Origin of the sequence: Streptomyces sp. ISL-96 (assembly GCF_018614035.1) — a bacterium.
Taxonomy (GTDB): domain Bacteria; phylum Actinomycetota; class Actinomycetes; order Streptomycetales; family Streptomycetaceae; genus Streptomyces.
The window spans coordinates 141,693-158,731 of record NZ_JAGGPA010000006.1 but is presented as its reverse complement, the minus strand read 5'-3'; the positions used below and the strand labels follow the sequence as shown (position 1 = coordinate 158,731).

The following is a 17,039-nucleotide window of genomic DNA, read 5'->3' as shown; positions in this document are numbered from 1 at the left end:
CGTTTTTTAGCAAGATCCACACGATTTACCAGATCCCCCCACGGTGATTGCGTCCGCGAAGTTCGTGGACGCAAGGAATCGCAGTGAGAAGGGGGCGGAGATCGTGGCCGGATCCATGACACCCGACCGACCGCCGGCCGCCGAAGCGCGGCAGGGCGGACCGCTGATCGTCACCGAGGACGTCGACCTGCTCGACGATCTGCTGCGGCTGTGCGCCGCGGCGGGCGCCGAACCGGAAGTCCACCACGCGGTGCCCGAGCGGAGGGGCAGCTGGGAGAACGCGCCGCTGATCCTCGTCGGCGACGACGCTGCCGACCGGGTGCGCGGGGCTGTGCTCGGACGCGGGGGAGTGCGCAGACGCGGCGTGATGCTCGTGGGCAAGGACCAGGACGACCCCGATGTGTGGCGGCGCGCGGTGGAGATCGGCGCCGACCATGTGCTGCGGCTGCCCGACGCGGAAAGCTGGCTGGTCGAGCGCATCGCCGATGTGGCGGAGGGGGTGGGGCGCCAGGCCCTGACCGTGGGAGTGCTCGGCGGGCGGGGCGGGGCAGGGGCTTCCACTCTGGCGTGTGCGCTGGCCGTGGCCGCCGCTCGCACGGGCCTGCGCACGATGCTCATCGACGGCGATCCGCTGGGCGGCGGCCTCGACGTACTGCTCGGTGGGGAAGCCGTGGAAGGCATGCGGTGGCCCGATTTCGCGGAGTCCAGGGGGCGGGTCGGCAGCGGTGCGCTCGAGGAGTCGCTGCCCGAGCTGCATGCGCTGCGCGTGCTGAGCTGGGACCGGGGCGACCGTGTGGTGATCCCGCCGGAAGCGATGCGCTCGGTGCTGGCCGCCGCGCGAAGGCGTGGTGGGGTCGTGGTCGTGGACCTGCCGCGCCGGGTCGACGAGGCCGTGGCCGAGGCGCTGGCCCAGCTCGACCTCGGACTGCTGGTGGTGCCCGCCGAGCTGCGGGCCGTCGCGGCGGCGAGCCGGGTTGCGTCCACGGCGGGCATGGTGCTGCGGGACCTGCGGGTGGTGGTGCGCGGGCCGTACGCCGCAGGGCTGGACGAGGAGTCGGTGGCGGGGCTGCTGGGGCTTCCGCTGGCCGGTGAGCTGCCGATGGAGTCGGGGCTGCTGGAGGCGCAGGCCGGCGGTACACCACCGGGTGGCAGTGCGCGCGGACCGCTGGCCCGGTTCTGTACGGCGTTCTGGGAGCAGGCGCTCGCCGGGGGCGGTGTCTCATGAGCGCGGGAATGCTCGACGCCGTGAGGCAGCGGCTCGCCGAGAGCGGTGCGGAGCCGACGCCGGCCCGGGTGGCTGCCGCGCTGCGGGCGCAGGGACGGCTGCTGGGGGACGCGGAGGTGCTGGGGGCTGCCGAGGAAATGCGCTGCGAGCTGGTGGGGACGGGGACGCTGGAACCGCTGCTCGCCGACCCCTCGGTGACGGATGTGCTGGTGTCGGCGCCCGACCGGGTGTGGGTGGACCGGGGCGGCGGCCTCGAGCTCACCGGGGTCTCGTTCGCCGACGCGACCGCGGTGCGCAGGCTCGCGCAGCGGCTCGCGGCGGTGGCGGGGCGGCGGCTGGACGACGCGAGGCCGTGGGTGGACGCCCGGCTGCCCGACGGGACGCGGATGCACGCGGTGCTGCCGCCGGTGGCGGTCGGCTCCACGTGCCTGTCGCTGCGGGTGGTGCGGCCCAAGGCGTTCTCGCTGGCCGAGCTGGTCGAGGCCGGGACGGTGCCGCCGGGCGGCGACGGACTGCTGCGGGCCATCGTCGAAGCCCGGCTCTCGTACCTGATCAGCGGGGGCACGGGCACGGGGAAGACCACGCTGCTGTCGACCTTGCTGGGGCTTGTCGGGGAGCGGGAGCGGATCGTGCTGGCCGAGGACTCGGCGGAGCTGAGGCCCGATCACCCGCATGTGGTGCGGCTGGAGTCGCGACCCGCGAACCAGGAGGGCGCGGGGCAGATCACGCTGCGGGACCTGGTGCGTCAGGCGCTGCGGATGCGGCCCGACCGGCTGGTGGTCGGCGAGGTGCGGGGCGCCGAGGTCACCGAGCTCCTGTCCGCGCTCAACACGGGACACGAAGGTGGATGCGGGACCGTGCACGCCAACGCTGCGACGGATGTCCCGGCGCGGCTGGAGGCGCTCGGGGCGGCCGCGGGGCTCGACCGGGCGGCGCTGCACAGTCAGCTGGCGGCGGCCCTGTCGGTGGTCGTGCATCTCGCGCGCGGCCGGGGCGGGCTGCGGCGGGTCGCCGAGGTCCACGTGCTGGAGCGGGACGCGGCGGGGCTGGTGGTGACCGTGCCGGCGCTGCGGTGGGGCGCGGAGGCCTTCTCGTACGAACGCGGCTGGCTGCGGCTGCGTGCGCTGATCGGGGGTGCGCTGTGACGGGCGCGGGCGCGGCGCCGGTGTATGCGGCGGCGATGTGCGCGGGGGCGGCGGCCTGGCTGCTGGCAGGGCGGGACCGGGACCTGCGGCGGGCGCGGCTGATGCTCGCGGGCGGGGCGGTGGACCCGGGCGGCCCGGGTGCGCTGTGGGAGCGGTTGGCGGCATCGGTGCGGGGGCGGCTGGGTCGGGAGTGGCTCTGTGTGCCGGTCGCGGTGCTCGTGGCCGTACTGGGCGAGTCGGTCCTGCCGTTGGTCGCGGGAGCGGTGGCTGTGCCGCTGGCGCGGCGCCGGCTGCGGGCCGGGGAGCGGCGCCGTGAGCGGGGGAAGCGGGCGGACGAAGTGATCGCGCTGTGCGCGGCGGTGGCGGGCGAGTTACGGGCCGGGAGGCAGCCGGGGCAGGCCCTGTTCGCCGCCGCGACGGGCACCGGTGGCCTGGGCGGGGCGGAGGCCGACGTGCTGGCGGCGGCGCGGTTCGGCGGGGACGTACCCGATGCGCTGCGGAGGGCGGCGCGCCGGCCGGGGGCGGACGGGCTCGTGGGGGTCGCCGCGTGCTGGCGGGTGGCGGTGGACGGCGGCGCCGGTCTCGCCGCCGGACTCGACCGCCTGGAGGGTGCGCTGCGGGCCGAGCGCGACCAGCGGGAGAACCTCCGGGCCCAGCTGACCGGGGCGTGGGCGACGGTGGTGCTCTTGGCGCTGCTTCCGGTGGCCGGGCTGCTGATCGGCAGCGCGCTGGGGGCCGGACCGCTGCGGGTGCTGCTGCACACTCCGGCCGGTCTGGGGTGCCTGCTGGTCGGCGGGCTGTTGGAAGGTGCGGGTCTCTTGTGGGCCCGGCGGATCGTGCGACGGGGGGAGGGCTCATGAGCGGGGAAATTGTCCACAGGCTGGGGGTGGTGGTGTCGGTCGCGGCCACCGCGGTGTGGCTGGCGCTCGCGCTGGCCGGGCGGCGGCGGGAGCGGTTGATGCGCAGGCGGCTGGCGGCGCTGCTGGCCATGGAGGCGGCAGGTGCGGCCGGGGCCGGCTTCGGGCGCGGGTGGCGGTGGAGGCCCGAGTACGGGGTGCGGCTGTTGCGCTCGGGGCCGCCGCTGGGGGCCGTCGTCACCGGATACGTGCTGGTGGGTGGGCTCACCGGCTGCGCGGTCGGGGCGGTCGCGGCGTACGCAGCCGTGCGGTGGCAGCGGGGGCGCAAGCCGCGCGAAGAGGACCCGATTGATGCCCGCCAACTGCCGCTTGCCGCCGATCTTCTGGCGGCCTGTATCTCGGCCGGCGCGGGGCCGCGCGAGGCGGCGGAGGCGGTCGGGGATTCGCTCGGAGGCCCGGTGGGTGAGCGGCTGGCGCGGACCGCCGCCGAGCTGCGGCTCGGAGGTGAACCGGCCGACGCGTGGGGGCGGCTGGGCGCGATACCGGGCGCCGCGGGGCTGGCCCGCTGCCTGGAACGGGCGGGCGCCACCGGGGCTCCGGCGGCTGAACCCGTCGCCCGGCTGGCCGAGGGCCTCAGAGCGGAACGGGCGCGGGAGGCGGCGGCCCGGGCGCAGCGGGCGGGCGTGCTGATGGTCGGGCCCGTCGGGCTGTGTTTTCTGCCCGCCTTCCTGGTGGTCGGCGTGGCGCCCGTGGTGATCGGACTGGCGAGCGGACTGATGAACGGCAACTGACCTTGGGGGTCGACATGTGGGTGTGGATGCGGGTACGGGCACGCAGGCTGGTGTGCGGTGCGGCCGGTGGCGGGGACGCGGGGATGACGACGTCCGAGTACGCGATGGGGACGATCGCTGCCTGCGCTTTCGCGGCGGTGCTCTACAAGGTCGTTACGAGCGACATGGTCGCGGGGGCACTGGAAGCGGTTGTGGGGAAGGCACTCAATGTGCCGTTCTGAGGCAGGCGAACGGGGACGCGCGGACCGGGGCTATGTCACGGCGGAGGCGGCCGTGGTGGTGCCGGCGCTGGTGCTCTTCACCATGGCGCTGATCTGGGCGCTGATGGCGACTTCGGCGCAGATCCAGTGCGTGGACGCGGCGAGGGCGGGCGCCAGGGCCGCCGCACGGCAGGAGCCGGCGGGCGCGTCGGCCGCAGCGGCCCGGCAGGCGGCGCCGCGCGGTGCGCGCGTGACGGTCGGCAGGGAGGGGGACCTGGTGCGAGTAACCGTCGAGGCCCCATCGCCCGGCCTCGGCGCGCTGTCCCTGACGCTGCGGGCAGAGGCGGTCGCACTGGCCGAGGAGAGCGTGGGGGTGACGGCGTGAGGGGGAGGTGGGGCGGCCGGGGTGGGCGAGGGGACCAGGGGAGCGCCACCGTGTGGGCCGTTGTGGCTGTGGTGGTGGCCGGCGTCGTGTTCGGCGTGGCATTGGCGGCCGGGCAGGCGGTGGTGGCTCGGCACCGGGCCGGTGGTGCTGCTGATCTTGCGGCCCTCGCGGCCGCGGGGCAATGGATGCGGGGTGAGGCCGCCGCCTGCGGTGAGGCGGCCGAGGTGGCGTCGGCTCAGGAAGCGCGGCTGGTCAGGTGTTCCGTCTACGGCGAGGTCTCCGACGTACTGGCGGAGGCCGGTGCGGGGCCGTACAGGGTGGCTGTGAGGGCCCGCGCGGGGCCCGCCGGGCCCGTGGCCGCCTGGTTCACTCCGAGGGGCTCTCCGTGGCAGCAGGAGGCTTCGGGGTCTCCGGTGAATCCTGGGTATCCGGGGCGCCCTGGTCGGCCTGGGCGGCCGGGGCTCCCCTGAGGAGGACCGTGAGGAGACGGACGGCGGCGCGCTTGTTGAGCGGGTCGTTGCCGTTGCCGCACTTGGGCGACTGGATGCACGAGGGGCAGCCCGCCTCGCACTCGCAGGACGCGATGGCCTCACGGGTGGCCGTCAGCCACTGGCGCGCGGTGTGGAAGGCCCGCTCGGCGAACCCGGCGCCGCCCGGATGTCCGTCGTAGACGAAGACCGTCGGCAGCAGGGTGTCCGGGTGGAGCGGGATGGAGACGCCGCCGATGTCCCAGCGGTCGCAGGTGGCGAAGAGCGGGAGCATCCCGATGGAGGCGTGCTCGGCGGCGTGCAGGGCGCCGCCCAGCTGCTCCGGGTTGACGCGGGCGGCGTCGAGCTGATCCTCGGTGACCGTCCACCACACCGCGCGGGTCCGGAGCGTACGGGGAGGGAGGTCGAGTTTGGTCTCACCGAGCACTTCGCCGGTGATGAGTTTGCGACGGAGGAAGGAGACGACCTGGTTGGTGACTTCGACGGAGCCGAAGCAGAGGCGGCCTTCGCCCCACGGGATCTCGGTGTCGGTCTCCAGGACGGAGATGGCGGTGGTGTCGCGGGCGGTGGTGGAGTACGGCGGGTTCGCCTCCTCGACCAGGGCGACTGCGCCGTGCGGGTCGTCCAGGTCCAGGTGCCGCACCAGGTACGTACGGCCCTGGTGGAGGTGGACCGCGCCGTCGTGGACGGATGCGTGGGCGGCGGACGCGTCGACCGTGCCGAGGAGCCGGCCGGTGTCCGCCTCGACGATCTGCACGGGGCGGCCGCCCTCGCCCCGGATGTCGGTGAGGTCGGCGGCCCGCTCCCGGCGGGTCCAGTACCAGGACTTGCCCCGGCGGCGGAGCAGATTCGCGGCCTCCAGCTGCGGCATCAGTTCGGCGGCGGCCGGTCCGAAGAGGTCCATGTCGGCGTCAGTGAGCGGGTGCTCGGCGGCGGCGGCGCACAGATGGGGGGCGAGGACGTAGGGATTGGTGGGGTCCAGGACGGTGGATTCCACCGGTTGGCGGAACAGGGCGTCGGGATGGTGGACGAGGTAGGTGTCCAGCGGGTCGTCGCGGGCTACCAGGACCGCCAGGGCGCCCTCACCCGAACGGCCGGCCCGGCCGGCCTGCTGCCAGAGGGAGGCACGGGTGCCGGGGTATCCGGCGATGACGACGGCGTCCAGGCCCGACACGTCGACGCCGAGTTCGAGTGCGGTGGTCGCGGCGAGGCCGAGGAGCTCGCCGGAGTGCAGGGCACGTTCCAGGGCGCGGCGTTCCTCCGGGAGGTAGCCGCCGCGATAGGCGGCGACCCGGGCCGGGAGCGAGCGGTCGACGGCGGCCAGGCGTTCCTGGGCGATGAGGGCGATCAGCTCGGCGCCGCGCCGGGAGCGTACGAAAGCGACCGAGCGGACACCCTGCACGGTCAGGTCGGTGAGGAGGTCGGCGGTCTCGGCGGTGGCGGTCCGGCGTACGGGCGCGCCCTTCTCGCCCCGCAGTTCGGTCAGCGGCGGCTCCCACAGGGCGAACACCAGTTCACCGCGCGGGGAGGCATCGTCCGCGACCTCCTGGACGGTGAGACCGGTCAGGCGGCCCGCCGACACGGCGGGTTCCGCGGAGGTGGCGGAGGCGAGGAGGAAGACGGGATTCGCGCCGTAGCGGGCGCACAGGCGGCGAAGACGGCGGATCACCTGGGCCACGTGCGAGCCGAAGACCCCGCGGTAGGTGTGGCACTCGTCGATGACGACGTAGCGCAGGGCGCGCAGGAAGGAGGCCCAGCGGGGATGGGAGGGGAGTATCCCCAGGTGCAGCATGTCCGGATTGGTGAGGACGTAGTTGGCGTACTGACGTACCCATTCGCGTTCCTCGACCGGCGTGTCGCCGTCGTAGACCGCCGGCCTGACGGCGTTGCCCAGCGGCGCGGCCAGGGCCTTCACCGCGCGGCGCTGGTCGGCGGCGAGGGCCTTGGTGGGGGCGAGGTAGAGGGCCGTCGTGCCGCGCCCGTTCGGTGCCTCGGAGCCGTCGAGGAGGGTGGTGAGGACAGGGGCCAGATAGGCGAGCGACTTGCCGGACGCCGTGCCGGTGGAGATGACGACCGACTCGCCGTCCAGGGCGTGCTCGGCGGCCTGCGCCTGGTGGGTCCAGGGATGCTCGATCCCGGCGGCCTGAATCGCCGCGATCACTTCCGTACGGATGCGGTCGGGCCACACTGCATGAGAACCCGCACGTGGGGGCAAGTGCTCCGTATGAGTGATGCGCGAGGACCGGCTCTCGCCTGCGGAGAGCCGGTGGAGGACCGTACGGGGAGAGGGGCGCGCACCCGTGTTCTCCGTAGGTCTGCTGGGACGGTGATTCTTGGCCATCGGCACCGAGTGTGTCACTGGCGTGAAGGACAATGGTTCCAAGGCATCGTGCATGCCTGCAGGTAAGTGATTGAATGCCATCGCGGCTGGCGTTCCGTCCTCTGGCTCCGCCGGGGAGACCTCAGGGGGGCGGCCGCTCGATAGCAAGGTGCTGGAGGATCCGTGGACCTGTCCCTGTCGACTCGCAACGTGTCTGGACCTGGTGGCGACCGTACGGTCGTCGAGGTCGGTGGCGAGATTGATGTGTATACCGCGCCCAAGCTGCGCGAGCAGTTGGTCGAGTTGGTGAACGACGGCAGCTACCACCTGGTTGTCGACATGGAGGGCGTGGACTTCCTCGACTCCACCGGGCTCGGCGTGCTCGTGGGCGGACTCAAGCGTGTGCGGGCCCATGAGGGCTCGCTGCGACTGGTCTGCAACCAGGAGCGCATTCTCAAGATCTTCCGAATCACCGGGCTGACCAAGGTGTTCCCCATTCACACCTCGGTCGACGAAGCCGTCAACGCCACCGACTGACGGCTTCCGGGACAACCGGAAGAACAACCAGGGGCACCGGGCGCAGGCCAGGGCCCCTGACAAGCACGCCCGTACGTCCGAGGGGGACCGCAGATGGCCACCGTTGAACTCCGCTTCAGCGCCCAGCCCGAGCACGTCAGGACGGCCCGCCTGGTGGCGGCCGCCGTGGCGCGCCGGGCAGGGGTGGACGAGGCGGTGCTGGACGAAGTCCGACTCGCGGTCGGCGAAGCGTGCACCCGTGCGGTGGGGCTCCACCGCAGCAATGGCATCTCGGCTCCGGTCCGGGTCGCTCTGACCGAGGAGGAGAAGTCGTTCTCCATCGAGGTCGGGGACGAGGTGCCTGGTTCGGGTGGTGCGGCCGGATCGGTCCCCGGGGTGCGTGGCGCCACCGGGGCCGGGTCCGAGTCCGGGGGACGCGGCGCCGACTCCGACGCCGATTCCGACGGTGAGGACGAGATGGGGTTGGCCGTCATCAGTGGACTGGTCGACGATGTCGAAGTCGTCACCGGCGCGTCCGGCGGCACCATCCGCATGACCTGGCCGACGACACCGGCGGCCCTGTCCCCCTGATTTTCCGCCGGTTCCTGTGGACCGGATCTTTTCCGTGAGGCCCTGCTGAGCAGGGCCTTTCGTATTTCCCTAGATCTTTCCCGGAGATCATTCCGAAATCGTCAATGCGTTTGCCCCATTACCGCTTTTGAGGGGATTGCGGGAACGCGATCATTTGCTGAGTGGCAAGCGAAGGTCAATTCGGTTTGCGGCGCTCTGTTTTGATCAGCTTCCGCTCCCTACAATCCGTCCACATCTTGAGCGCTGAGCGTCAAGGAGGACGAATGGCGGGGCTCTTCACATCGCAGCAGCTGGACCACCCCTCTACTCTCGCGGCCGCGGTACTCACCGACGAGAACCGGATCATCGTGATCGTCATCGCCGTAGTGGCACTGGCGGCCCTGGTCGTCGCCCAGCTGCTGGTACGTCAGGTACTGGCAGCCGGCGAAGGCACCGACAAGATGAAAGAGATCGCCGCGGCGGTGCAGGAGGGCGCGAATGCCTATCTTGCACGGCAGTTGCGCACACTCGGCGTTTTCGCCGTCGTGGTGTTTTTCCTGCTCTTGCTGCTTCCGGCCGACAACTGGTCGCAGCGCGCCGGACGTTCCGTATTCTTCCTGGTCGGCGCGCTTTTCTCGGCGGCGACGGGTTACATCGGGATGCGTCTGGCCGTACGCAGCAATGTGCGCGTGGCGGCCGCCGCGCGTGAAGCCACCCCGGCCGAGGGCGAGCCGGAAAAGGATCTGACGGCTGTCTCGCACAAAGCGATGAAGATCGCTTTCCGTACGGGCGGCGTGGTCGGCATGTTCACGGTGGGCCTCGGTCTGCTCGGTGCCTCCTGTGTGGTCCTCGTGTACGCCGCCGACGCGCCCAAGGTGCTGGAGGGGTTCGGGCTCGGCGCCGCGCTCATCGCGATGTTCATGCGAGTGGGCGGCGGCATCTTCACGAAGGCCGCCGACGTGGGCGCCGACCTGGTCGGCAAGGTCGAACAGGGCATTCCGGAGGACGATCCGCGCAATGCCGCGACCATCGCCGACAACGTGGGCGACAACGTCGGCGACTGCGCGGGCATGGCGGCCGACCTCTTCGAGTCGTACGCCGTGACGCTCGTCGCGGCGCTCATCCTCGGCAAGGTCGCCTTCGGCGACGCCGGACTGGCCTTCCCGCTGATCGTTCCGGCGATCGGCGTGGTCACCGCGATGATCGGCATCTTCGCGGTTGCCCCGCGGCGCGCCGACCGCAGCGGAATGTCCGCCATCAACCGCGGCTTCTTCATCTCCGCGGCGATCTCCCTCGTCCTGGTCGCGGTGGCGGTCTTCGTCTACCTCCCGTCCTCGTACGCCGACCTCGACGGCGTGACCGACGCCGTCGTCAAGGGACACGATGGCGACCCGAGGGTGCTGGCGCTCGTCGCCGTCGCCATCGGCATCGTCCTGGCCGCCCTGATCCAGCAACTGACGGGGTATTTCACCGAGACCAACCGACGCCCCGTAAGGGACATCGGCAAGTCCTCGCTGACGGGCCCCGCCACCGTCGTCCTCGCCGGCATCGCCATCGGCCTGGAGTCCGCGGTCTACACCGCGCTGCTCATCGGCCTCGGCGTGTACGGCGCGTTCCTGCTCGGCGGTACGTCGGTCATGCTCGCCCTCTTCGCGGTGGCCCTGGCCGGCACCGGCCTGCTCACCACCGTCGGTGTCATCGTCGCCATGGACACCTTCGGCCCCGTCTCCGACAACGCGCAGGGCATCGCCGAGATGTCCGGCGACGTCACGGGCGCGGGCGCGCAGGTCCTCACCGACCTGGACGCCGTCGGCAACACCACCAAGGCCATCACCAAGGGCATCGCCATCGCCACCGCGGTCCTCGCCGCGGCGGCGCTGTTCGGCTCGTACAAGGACGCCATCGCGACGGCACGCGACGACGTCGGGGCGAAAGTCGGAGAGCTGGGCCTCCAGATGGACATCTCCCAGCCCAACAACCTGGTCGGGCTGATGCTCGGCTCCGCGGTCGTCTTCCTCTTCTCGGGGCTGGCGATCAACGCGGTGTCCAGGTCGGCGGGCGCGGTGGTCTTCGAGGTGCGGCGGCAGTTCCGCGAGCACCCCGGGATCATGGACTACACGGAGAAGCCGGAGTACGGCCGGGTGGTCGACATCTGCACCAAGGACGCGCTGCGCGAGCTGACCACACCAGGTCTGCTCGCCGTGCTGACGCCGATCGCGGTCGGCTTCTCGCTCGGAGTCGGCGCGCTCGGCTCGTTCCTCGCGGGAGCCATCGGAACCGGCACGCTGATGGCCGTCTTCCTCGCCAACTCCGGCGGCGCGTGGGACAACGCCAAGAAACTCGTCGAGGACGGTCATCACGGCGGCAAGGGCAGCGACGCCCACGCCGCGACCGTCATCGGCGACACGGTCGGCGACCCGTTCAAGGACACCGCCGGTCCCGCGATCAACCCGCTGCTGAAGGTGATGAACCTGGTGGCGCTGCTCATCGCGCCCGCCGTGGTGCAGTTCAGTTACGGGGCCGACGCCAGCGCCGGAGTGCGGGCGGTGGTGGCGACGCTCGCCATCGCCGTCGTCGTCGGCGCGGTGTACGTCTCCAAGCGGCGCGGAATCGCCGTGGGTGACGAAGACAACTCCGGAGGCGTCTCCGGGCGGGTACCCAAGCCGGCGGATCCGCCGGTGCCGTCCAAGGTCGTCTCGTAGGAGTAGTCGTAACGCCTGATCAGACGGCGGGCGGACGGCGCGCGGTGACGCGGCGTCCGCCCGCTGCCGCTGTTCCGCGGCTGTTTCGTGAGGTGTCTCTCGCTTGGTGCAAATGGCTTCAATAGCCTATGTACCGGACGTACGGCATGCGGTTGTCGCCCACTTGGCGTGTATGTTCCGGGGCCGAGAGCCTTGGAAGGGACCAATCCGGTGAACAAGAAGTTTGCGGCCGCGCTGTCCGGCGGTGCGGTACTGGCAATGGCGCTGTCCGGCTGCGGCGACGACGACAGTGACGACAAGGTCAACGACTGGGCGAAGACGGTCTGCGACCAGGTCCAGCCCCAGCTGAAGAAGATCTCGGACGCCAACACCTCCATCCAGAAGCAGACCGCGGACAACAGCAAGCCCGTCGACGTCCAGCGGACGGACTCCCGCGCCTTCCAGCAGATCTCGGACGCCTACAAGGCGATGGCCACCGCCGTGGACAAGGCGGGTCCCCCGCCGGTCGACGACGGCGAGACGACCCAGAAGGACGCGGTCAAGGAGCTCAACGCCTCCTCGGCGGCGTACGCCGGGCTGCGGAAGCAGGTCGACGGGCTCGACACCGACGACCAGGCGAAGTTCGCCGACGGCCTCAAGGGCGTCGCCGACGAACTGAACAAGATCAGCAGGAGCGGCGACCGCGCGCTCCAGAAGCTCCAGTCGGGCGAGGTCGGCAAGGCGATGGCCAAGCAGCCCGGCTGCCAGAAGCCCGGCGCGACGCCCGCCACCCCGCCGGGCCCGGACGCGTAACCACGGCGCATACGGCCCTGCCGCGCGGCACGATCCCCACAAGGGGGCCGGGCCGCGCGGCTTTTGTCAGTGGCAGCGGCGACAATGGCCGGGTGAGTACGACCAGACTCCCCGCGCCCGAAAGTTCCGCCCGCCTCCGCGACGCGCTCCTCGCCGCCGAATTCACCGCCGACGGGCTGCTCGAACTGCTCGGCGCGCCCGCGTACGCGGCGCTCGCCCGCAGCGAGACCGTGCCCGCTCTGCGCTGCACGCGCGGCGGCAGCCCGCTCGAAACGCTCGTGCGGCTCTTCCTGCTCCAGCAGGCCGTGCCGACCGACCGCGCCCGCGCCGCCCTGCCCCTGGAGCAGTGCCTGGCCGACGGCTGGCTGGTGCGCGAGGTTGCGGACGGGGGCGGGGGCGCGGACGGCGGCGTACGGGCCACTGTGGACGTACGGCCCTACGGCGGCGAGGAGGGCCAGGACTGGTTCATCGTCTCCGACCTCGGCCGCGCGGTCGGCGGCGCCGGTGGCGCGGGCACCCGCGACGAGGATGTCGTCCTCGGCGTCGGCGGCGCGTCCACCACGCTCGCCGGGATCACCGTCCGTGCGCCGGTCTCCAGCGCCCTCGACCTCGGCACCGGGTCCGGCATCCAGGCACTGCACGCCGCGCAGCACGCGGTGAAGGTCACCGCCACCGACCTGAACCCGCGCGCCCTCCAGTTCGCGCGGCTCACACTCGGGCTCTCCGGGGCGCCCGAAGCCGATCTGCGGCAGGGCTCGCTCTACGAGCCCGTGGGCGAGGAGACGTTCGACCTGATCGTGTCCAACCCGCCCTTCGTCATCTCGCCGGGTGCACGGCTGACGTACCGCGACGGCGGGATGGGCGGGGACGATCTGTGCCGCCTGCTCGTTCAGGGAGCGGGGGAGCGGCTGAACGACGGGGGGTACGCGCAGTTCCTCGCCAACTGGCAGCACGTGGAGGGCGAGGATTGGCAGGAGCGGCTGCGCTCCTGGGTGCCGCGCGGGTGCGACGCGTGGATCGTGCAGCGCGAGATGCAGGACATCACGCAGTACGCCGAACTGTGGCTGCGCGACAGCGGCGACCACCGCTGCGATCCCGCGGAGTACGCCGCGCGCTATGAAGCCTGGCTCGACGAATTCGAGGCCCGCAAGACCAAGGGCGTCGGCTTCGGCTGGATCACGCTGCGCAAGTCCGGCGCCGACATCCCCTCGATCACCATCGAGGAGTGGCCGCACCCCGTCGAGCAGCCTCTCGGTCCGGTCGTACGGGCCCATTTCGAGCGCCAGGACTACCTGCGGACACATGACGACGCGGCGCTGCTGGCCGGCCACTTCAAGCTCGCCGACGAAGTCGTGCAGGAGCAGATCGGGCTGCCGGGCGCGGAGGACCCGGAGTACGTGGTGCTCCGCCAGAACCGCGGAATGCGGCGCGCGACGAAGGTCGACACGGTCGGCGCGGGCTTCGCCGGGGTGTCCGACGGATCGCTCAGCGCGGGCCGCATTCTCGACGCCATCGCGCAACTGCTCGGCGAGGACCCGGTGCTGCTGCGGGACCGTACGCCCGAGGCGATCCGGCTGCTGGTGGAGCAGGGGTTCCTGGAGCCGCTGGACTGAGCCGGCCGGCTCAGCCCCCTGCCGCCCGCATGCCGTTCACCGGCAGTTCGCGTCCAGGTCGCCGGGCGGTGTTCCGGGGGTGCCAGCCTCACCGTCCGGGGAACCAGGTCGGCGACGGTGAGGGGTACGGGGATGGAGAGCGGGCCAGCGGTTTTCGCCGGAGCGGCGTTCACGCTGTTCGGGACCGGACTGCTGTGGTGGACGGGGGCGCGTGCCCTGCATCGCGCGCCGGTGGCGTACGGAACGAGCCCCGCGATCTCTTTCGCGCTGGCCACCGCCTTCGGGTCAGCCTTCGTCTTTCTCGGAGTGTGGTGTTTCGGCCGGATCTGATCGGAAGAGATCCACACGGGATCTACACGAGGTCTCCGGCGGGGTCCCGCAGAGGCGGTCGGGCGGTCCGGGCGGCAGGAATGCCGGGAGTCGGGTTACCGTTCGAGTGGCCGTTGCGGGCTTTTGCCGTTTGACACGGGGGCGGGTTGTACCGTCACACTCCGCAGCGTCACGTACAGACCACTGAGTGTCGACCGGAGAGAAGAGCCAAGTTGTCCCCGACCAGCGAGACCGCACACGGCGGCCGCCGACTCGTCATCGTCGAGTCGCCCGCCAAGGCGAAGACGATCAAGGGCTACCTCGGCCCTGGCTATGTCGTCGAGGCGAGCGTCGGGCACATCCGCGACCTCCCGAACGGCGCCGCCGAGGTGCCCGACAAGTACACCGGCGAGGTGCGCCGCCTCGGCGTCGACGTAGAGAACGACTTCCAGCCGATCTATGTCGTCAACGCCGACAAGAAGTCGCAGGTCAGGAAGCTCAAGGAGCTCCTGGCGGAGTCCGACGAACTGTTCCTCGCCACCGATGAGGACCGCGAGGGCGAAGCCATCGCGTGGCACCTCCTCGAAGTCCTGAAGCCCAAGGTTCCCGTCCACCGGATGGTCTTCCACGAGATCACCAAGGACGCGATCCGCGAGGCCGTGTCCAATCCGCGCGACCTGAACAAGCCCATGGTCGACGCACAGGAAACGCGCCGCATCCTCGACCGTCTTTACGGTTACGAGGTCTCGCCGGTCCTGTGGAAGAAGGTCATGCCCCGGCTGTCCGCGGGCCGTGTCCAGTCCGTCGCCACACGTCTCGTCGTCGTACGGGAACGCGAGCGCATCGCTTTTCGTTCTGCTGAGTACTGGGACCTGACCGGCACGTTCTCCACGGGACGCACCGGTGACGCCTCCGACCCGTCCTCTCTGGTCGCCCGCCTGACGACGGTCGACGGCAGGCGTATCGCCCAGGGCCGCGATTTCAGCTCCGTGGGACAACTGAAGAGTGACGTCCTTCACCTCGACGAGGCGAACGCGCGCTCCCTGGCCGCCGCCCTCGCCGACTCGCCGTTCGCCGTCCGCTCGGTCGAGTCGAAGCCGTACCGCCGCTCGCCGTACGCCCCCTTCCGTACGACGACCCTCCAGCAGGAGGCCTCGCGCAAGCTGGGCTTCGGCGCGAAGTCCACGATGCAGGTCGCCCAGAAGCTGTACGAGAACGGCTTCATCACGTACATGCGTACGGACTCCACGACGCTGTCCGACACCGCCGTCCAGGCCGCCCGTGCCCAGGTGACGCAGCTGTACGGCTCCGAGTACCTGCCGGAGAAGCCCCGCACGTACGCCGCGAAGGTCAAGAACGCGCAGGAGGCGCACGAGGCGATCCGCCCCTCGGGCGACCGCTTCCGCACCCCCGCCGAGACCGGCCTCAGCGGCGACCAGTTCCGGCTGTACGAGCTGATCTGGAAGCGCACCGTCGCCTCCCAGATGAAGGACGCCGTCGGGAACAGCGTGACGGTGAAGATCGGCGGCCGGGCGAGCGACGGCCGGGACGTGGAGTTCTCCGCGTCCGGCAAGACGATCACCTTCCACGGCTTCATGAAGGCGTACGTCGAAGGCGCCGACGACCCGAACGCCGAGCTCGACGACCGTGAGCGCAGGCTCCCGCAGGTCGCGCAGGGCGACGCGCTCTCGGCCGAGGAGATCTCGGTCGACGGACACGCCACCAAGCCGCCGGCCCGCTACACCGAGGCCTCGCTGGTCAAGGAGCTGGAAGAGCGCGAGATCGGCCGCCCGTCGACGTACGCCTCGATCATCGGCACGATCCTCGACCGCGGGTACGTGTTCAAGAAGGGCACGGCGCTCGTGCCGTCCTTCCTGAGCTTCGCCGTGGTCAACCTGCTGGAGAAGCACTTCGGCCGGCTCGTCGACTACGACTTCACGGCGAGGATGGAGGACGACCTCGACCGCATCGCGCGGGGCGAGGCCCAGGCCGTGCCGTGGCTGAAGCGCTTCTACTTCGGTGAGGGCGACGCCGACGCCGGTGTCGCGCCGGGAGGCGCGGCGGACGCCGGGAACGGCGACGGCGACCACCTCGGCGGCCTCAAGGAGCTCGTCACCGACCTCGGTGCGATCGACGCCCGTGAGATCTCCTCGTTCCCGGTCGGCGAAGGCATCGTGCTGCGGGTGGGCCGCTACGGCCCGTACGTGGAGCGCGGCGAGAAGGACGCGGAAGGCCACCAGCGCGCCGACGTGCAGGACGACCTGCCGCCCGACGAGCTGACCGTCGAGTACGCCGAGGAGCTGCTGGCCAAGCCGAGCGGCGACTTCGAGCTGGGCACCGACCCGGCGACGGGCCACCAGATCGTGGCGAAGGACGGCCGCTACGGCCCGTACGTCACGGAGATCCTTCCCGAGGGCACTCCGAAGACCGGCAAGAACGCGGTCAAGCCGCGGACGGCGTCGCTCTTCAAGTCGATGTCCCTGGACACGGTGACGCTGGAGGACGCGCTCAAGCTGATGTCGCTGCCGCGCGTCGTCGGTACGGACCCCGCCGATGGTGTCGAGATCACCGCGCAGAACGGCCGGTACGGCCCGTACCTCAAGAAGGGCACGGACTCGCGCTCCCTGGAGACCGAGGACCAGCTCTTCTCGATCACGCTCGAAGAGGCGTTGGCGATCTACGCCCAGCCCAAGCAGCGGGGCCGCGCGGCCGCCAAGCCGCCGCTCAGGGAACTGGGTACGGACCCGGTCAGCGAGCGTCCGGTGGTCGTGAAGGACGGGCGCTTCGGCCCGTACGTCACGGACGGCGAGACGAACGCGACGCTGCGGACCGACGACAGCGTGGAGGACATCACCCCGGAGCGGGGTTATGAGCTCCTCGCCGAGAAGCGCGCCAAGGGCCCGGTGAAGAAGAAGACCACCAAGAAGGCCCCGGCGAAGAAGGCCCCGGCCAAGAAGACGGCTGCCAAGAAGACGGCTACGGCCAAGACCGCCGCGGCGAAGAAGACGGCTGCCAAGAAGACGACCACGGCGACGGTGGCGAAGACCACCGCTGCCAAGAAGACCGCTGCCAAGAAGGCGTCGGCCTCCAACGGCTCGTCGGCTTCGGAGGAGTAATCGCGTACAG

The 17,039-nt window shown here is 71.4% G+C and carries 15 protein-coding genes; 14 read left to right on the top strand and 1 reads right to left on the bottom strand.

Features of this window, described 5'->3' with window-relative positions; translation table 11 throughout:
* The first annotated feature begins 103 nt into the window (after positions 1-103).
* The 7 genes from ssd to J7E96_RS04655 are packed head-to-tail and all read left to right on the top strand — an operon-like array spanning position 104 to position 5,073.
* Positions 104-1,225 carry a septum site-determining protein Ssd gene (gene ssd, locus J7E96_RS04685; protein WP_215127721.1) on the top strand — a complete coding sequence of 374 codons (1,122 nt, stop codon included), beginning with the start codon at positions 104-106 and terminating at the stop codon, positions 1,223-1,225.
* Positions 1,222-2,370 (top strand): TadA family conjugal transfer-associated ATPase, encoded by a 1,149-nt coding sequence (locus J7E96_RS04680; RefSeq protein ID WP_215127719.1) that lies wholly within the window; start codon positions 1,222-1,224, stop codon positions 2,368-2,370. The genes ssd and J7E96_RS04680 overlap by 4 nt, the downstream gene beginning before the upstream one ends.
* A 35-nt stretch (positions 2,371-2,405) precedes the next feature.
* Entirely contained in the window at positions 2,406-3,230 is an 825-nt protein-coding gene (locus J7E96_RS04675; RefSeq protein WP_215127888.1) for a type II secretion system F family protein, read from the top strand.
* A complete protein-coding gene (locus J7E96_RS04670) occupies positions 3,227-4,018 on the top strand; it encodes a type II secretion system F family protein (protein ID WP_215127717.1) in 792 nt (263 codons plus the stop codon). Before J7E96_RS04675 ends, J7E96_RS04670 begins: the two co-directional genes overlap by 4 nt.
* A 14-nt stretch (positions 4,019-4,032) precedes the next feature.
* Complete coding sequence (locus tag J7E96_RS04665) at positions 4,033-4,239, top strand: DUF4244 domain-containing protein (protein ID WP_215127886.1); 207 nt, start codon at positions 4,033-4,035, stop codon at positions 4,237-4,239.
* On the top strand, positions 4,226-4,603 hold the full coding sequence (locus tag J7E96_RS04660) for a TadE family type IV pilus minor pilin (protein ID WP_215127715.1): 378 nt from the start codon (positions 4,226-4,228) through the stop codon (positions 4,601-4,603). Before J7E96_RS04665 ends, J7E96_RS04660 begins: the two co-directional genes overlap by 14 nt.
* Positions 4,600-5,073, top strand: a complete 474-nt coding sequence (locus tag J7E96_RS04655; protein WP_215127713.1) for an Rv3654c family TadE-like protein — start codon at positions 4,600-4,602, stop codon at positions 5,071-5,073. Before J7E96_RS04660 ends, J7E96_RS04655 begins: the two co-directional genes overlap by 4 nt.
* On the opposite strand, the gene J7E96_RS04650 is transcribed toward J7E96_RS04655, so the two are convergent.
* A complete protein-coding gene (locus tag J7E96_RS04650) occupies positions 4,970-7,513 on the bottom strand; it encodes a DEAD/DEAH box helicase (RefSeq protein ID WP_215127711.1) in 2,544 nt (847 codons plus the stop codon). The genes J7E96_RS04655 and J7E96_RS04650 overlap by 104 nt on opposite strands.
* 81 nt (positions 7,514-7,594) lie before the next feature.
* Here J7E96_RS04650 and J7E96_RS04645 point away from each other — a divergent pair, with 81 nt between their 5' ends.
* The 7 genes from J7E96_RS04645 (at position 7,595) to topA (ending at position 17,029) form a co-directional block, all read left to right on the top strand.
* A complete protein-coding gene (locus J7E96_RS04645; RefSeq protein ID WP_028810414.1) occupies positions 7,595-7,948 on the top strand; it encodes an STAS domain-containing protein in 354 nt (117 codons plus the stop codon).
* Between the two features lie 93 nt (positions 7,949-8,041).
* Positions 8,042-8,518 (top strand): ATP-binding protein, encoded by a 477-nt coding sequence (locus J7E96_RS04640; protein WP_215127709.1) that lies wholly within the window; start codon positions 8,042-8,044, stop codon positions 8,516-8,518.
* A gap of 263 nt (positions 8,519-8,781) precedes the next feature.
* Complete coding sequence (locus J7E96_RS04635) at positions 8,782-11,199, top strand: sodium-translocating pyrophosphatase (RefSeq protein WP_215127707.1); 2,418 nt, start codon at positions 8,782-8,784, stop codon at positions 11,197-11,199.
* 210 nt (positions 11,200-11,409) lie between these two features.
* The gene (locus J7E96_RS04630; protein ID WP_215127705.1) at positions 11,410-11,991 is read left to right on the top strand and encodes a small secreted protein; all 582 of its coding nucleotides are present in this window, start codon (positions 11,410-11,412) and stop codon (positions 11,989-11,991) included.
* A gap of 92 nt (positions 11,992-12,083) precedes the next feature.
* Positions 12,084-13,604 carry a methyltransferase gene (locus tag J7E96_RS04625; RefSeq protein ID WP_215127703.1) on the top strand — a complete coding sequence of 507 codons (1,521 nt, stop codon included), beginning with the start codon at positions 12,084-12,086 and terminating at the stop codon, positions 13,602-13,604.
* A gap of 132 nt (positions 13,605-13,736) precedes the next feature.
* Positions 13,737-13,934 (top strand): hypothetical protein, encoded by a 198-nt coding sequence (locus J7E96_RS04620; protein WP_215127701.1) that lies wholly within the window; start codon positions 13,737-13,739, stop codon positions 13,932-13,934.
* 212 nt (positions 13,935-14,146) lie between these two features.
* Positions 14,147-17,029: a type I DNA topoisomerase gene (topA, locus tag J7E96_RS04615; RefSeq protein ID WP_215127699.1), complete on the top strand. Its 2,883-nt coding sequence runs from the start codon at positions 14,147-14,149 to the stop codon at positions 17,027-17,029.
* Positions 17,030-17,039: the final 10 nt, after the last annotated feature.

Coding starts and splice junctions, on each gene's coding strand:
- J7E96_RS04635 (WP_215127707.1), top strand. CDS start 8,782: ATGGCGGGGCTCTTCACATCGCAGCAGCTGGACCACCCCTCTACTCTC.
- J7E96_RS04640 (WP_215127709.1), top strand. CDS start 8,042: ATGGCCACCGTTGAACTCCGCTTCAGCGCCCAGCCCGAGCACGTCAGG.
- J7E96_RS04650 (WP_215127711.1), bottom strand. CDS start 7,513: ATGGCATTCAATCACTTACCTGCAGGCATGCACGATGCCTTGGAACCA.
- J7E96_RS04660 (WP_215127715.1), top strand. CDS start 4,226: ATGTGCCGTTCTGAGGCAGGCGAACGGGGACGCGCGGACCGGGGCTAT.
- J7E96_RS04670 (WP_215127717.1), top strand. CDS start 3,227: ATGAGCGGGGAAATTGTCCACAGGCTGGGGGTGGTGGTGTCGGTCGCG.
- J7E96_RS04620 (WP_215127701.1), top strand. CDS start 13,737: ATGGAGAGCGGGCCAGCGGTTTTCGCCGGAGCGGCGTTCACGCTGTTC.
- J7E96_RS04665 (WP_215127886.1), top strand. CDS start 4,033: ATGTGGGTGTGGATGCGGGTACGGGCACGCAGGCTGGTGTGCGGTGCG.
- J7E96_RS04680 (WP_215127719.1), top strand. CDS start 1,222: ATGAGCGCGGGAATGCTCGACGCCGTGAGGCAGCGGCTCGCCGAGAGC.
- J7E96_RS04675 (WP_215127888.1), top strand. CDS start 2,406: ATGTGCGCGGGGGCGGCGGCCTGGCTGCTGGCAGGGCGGGACCGGGAC.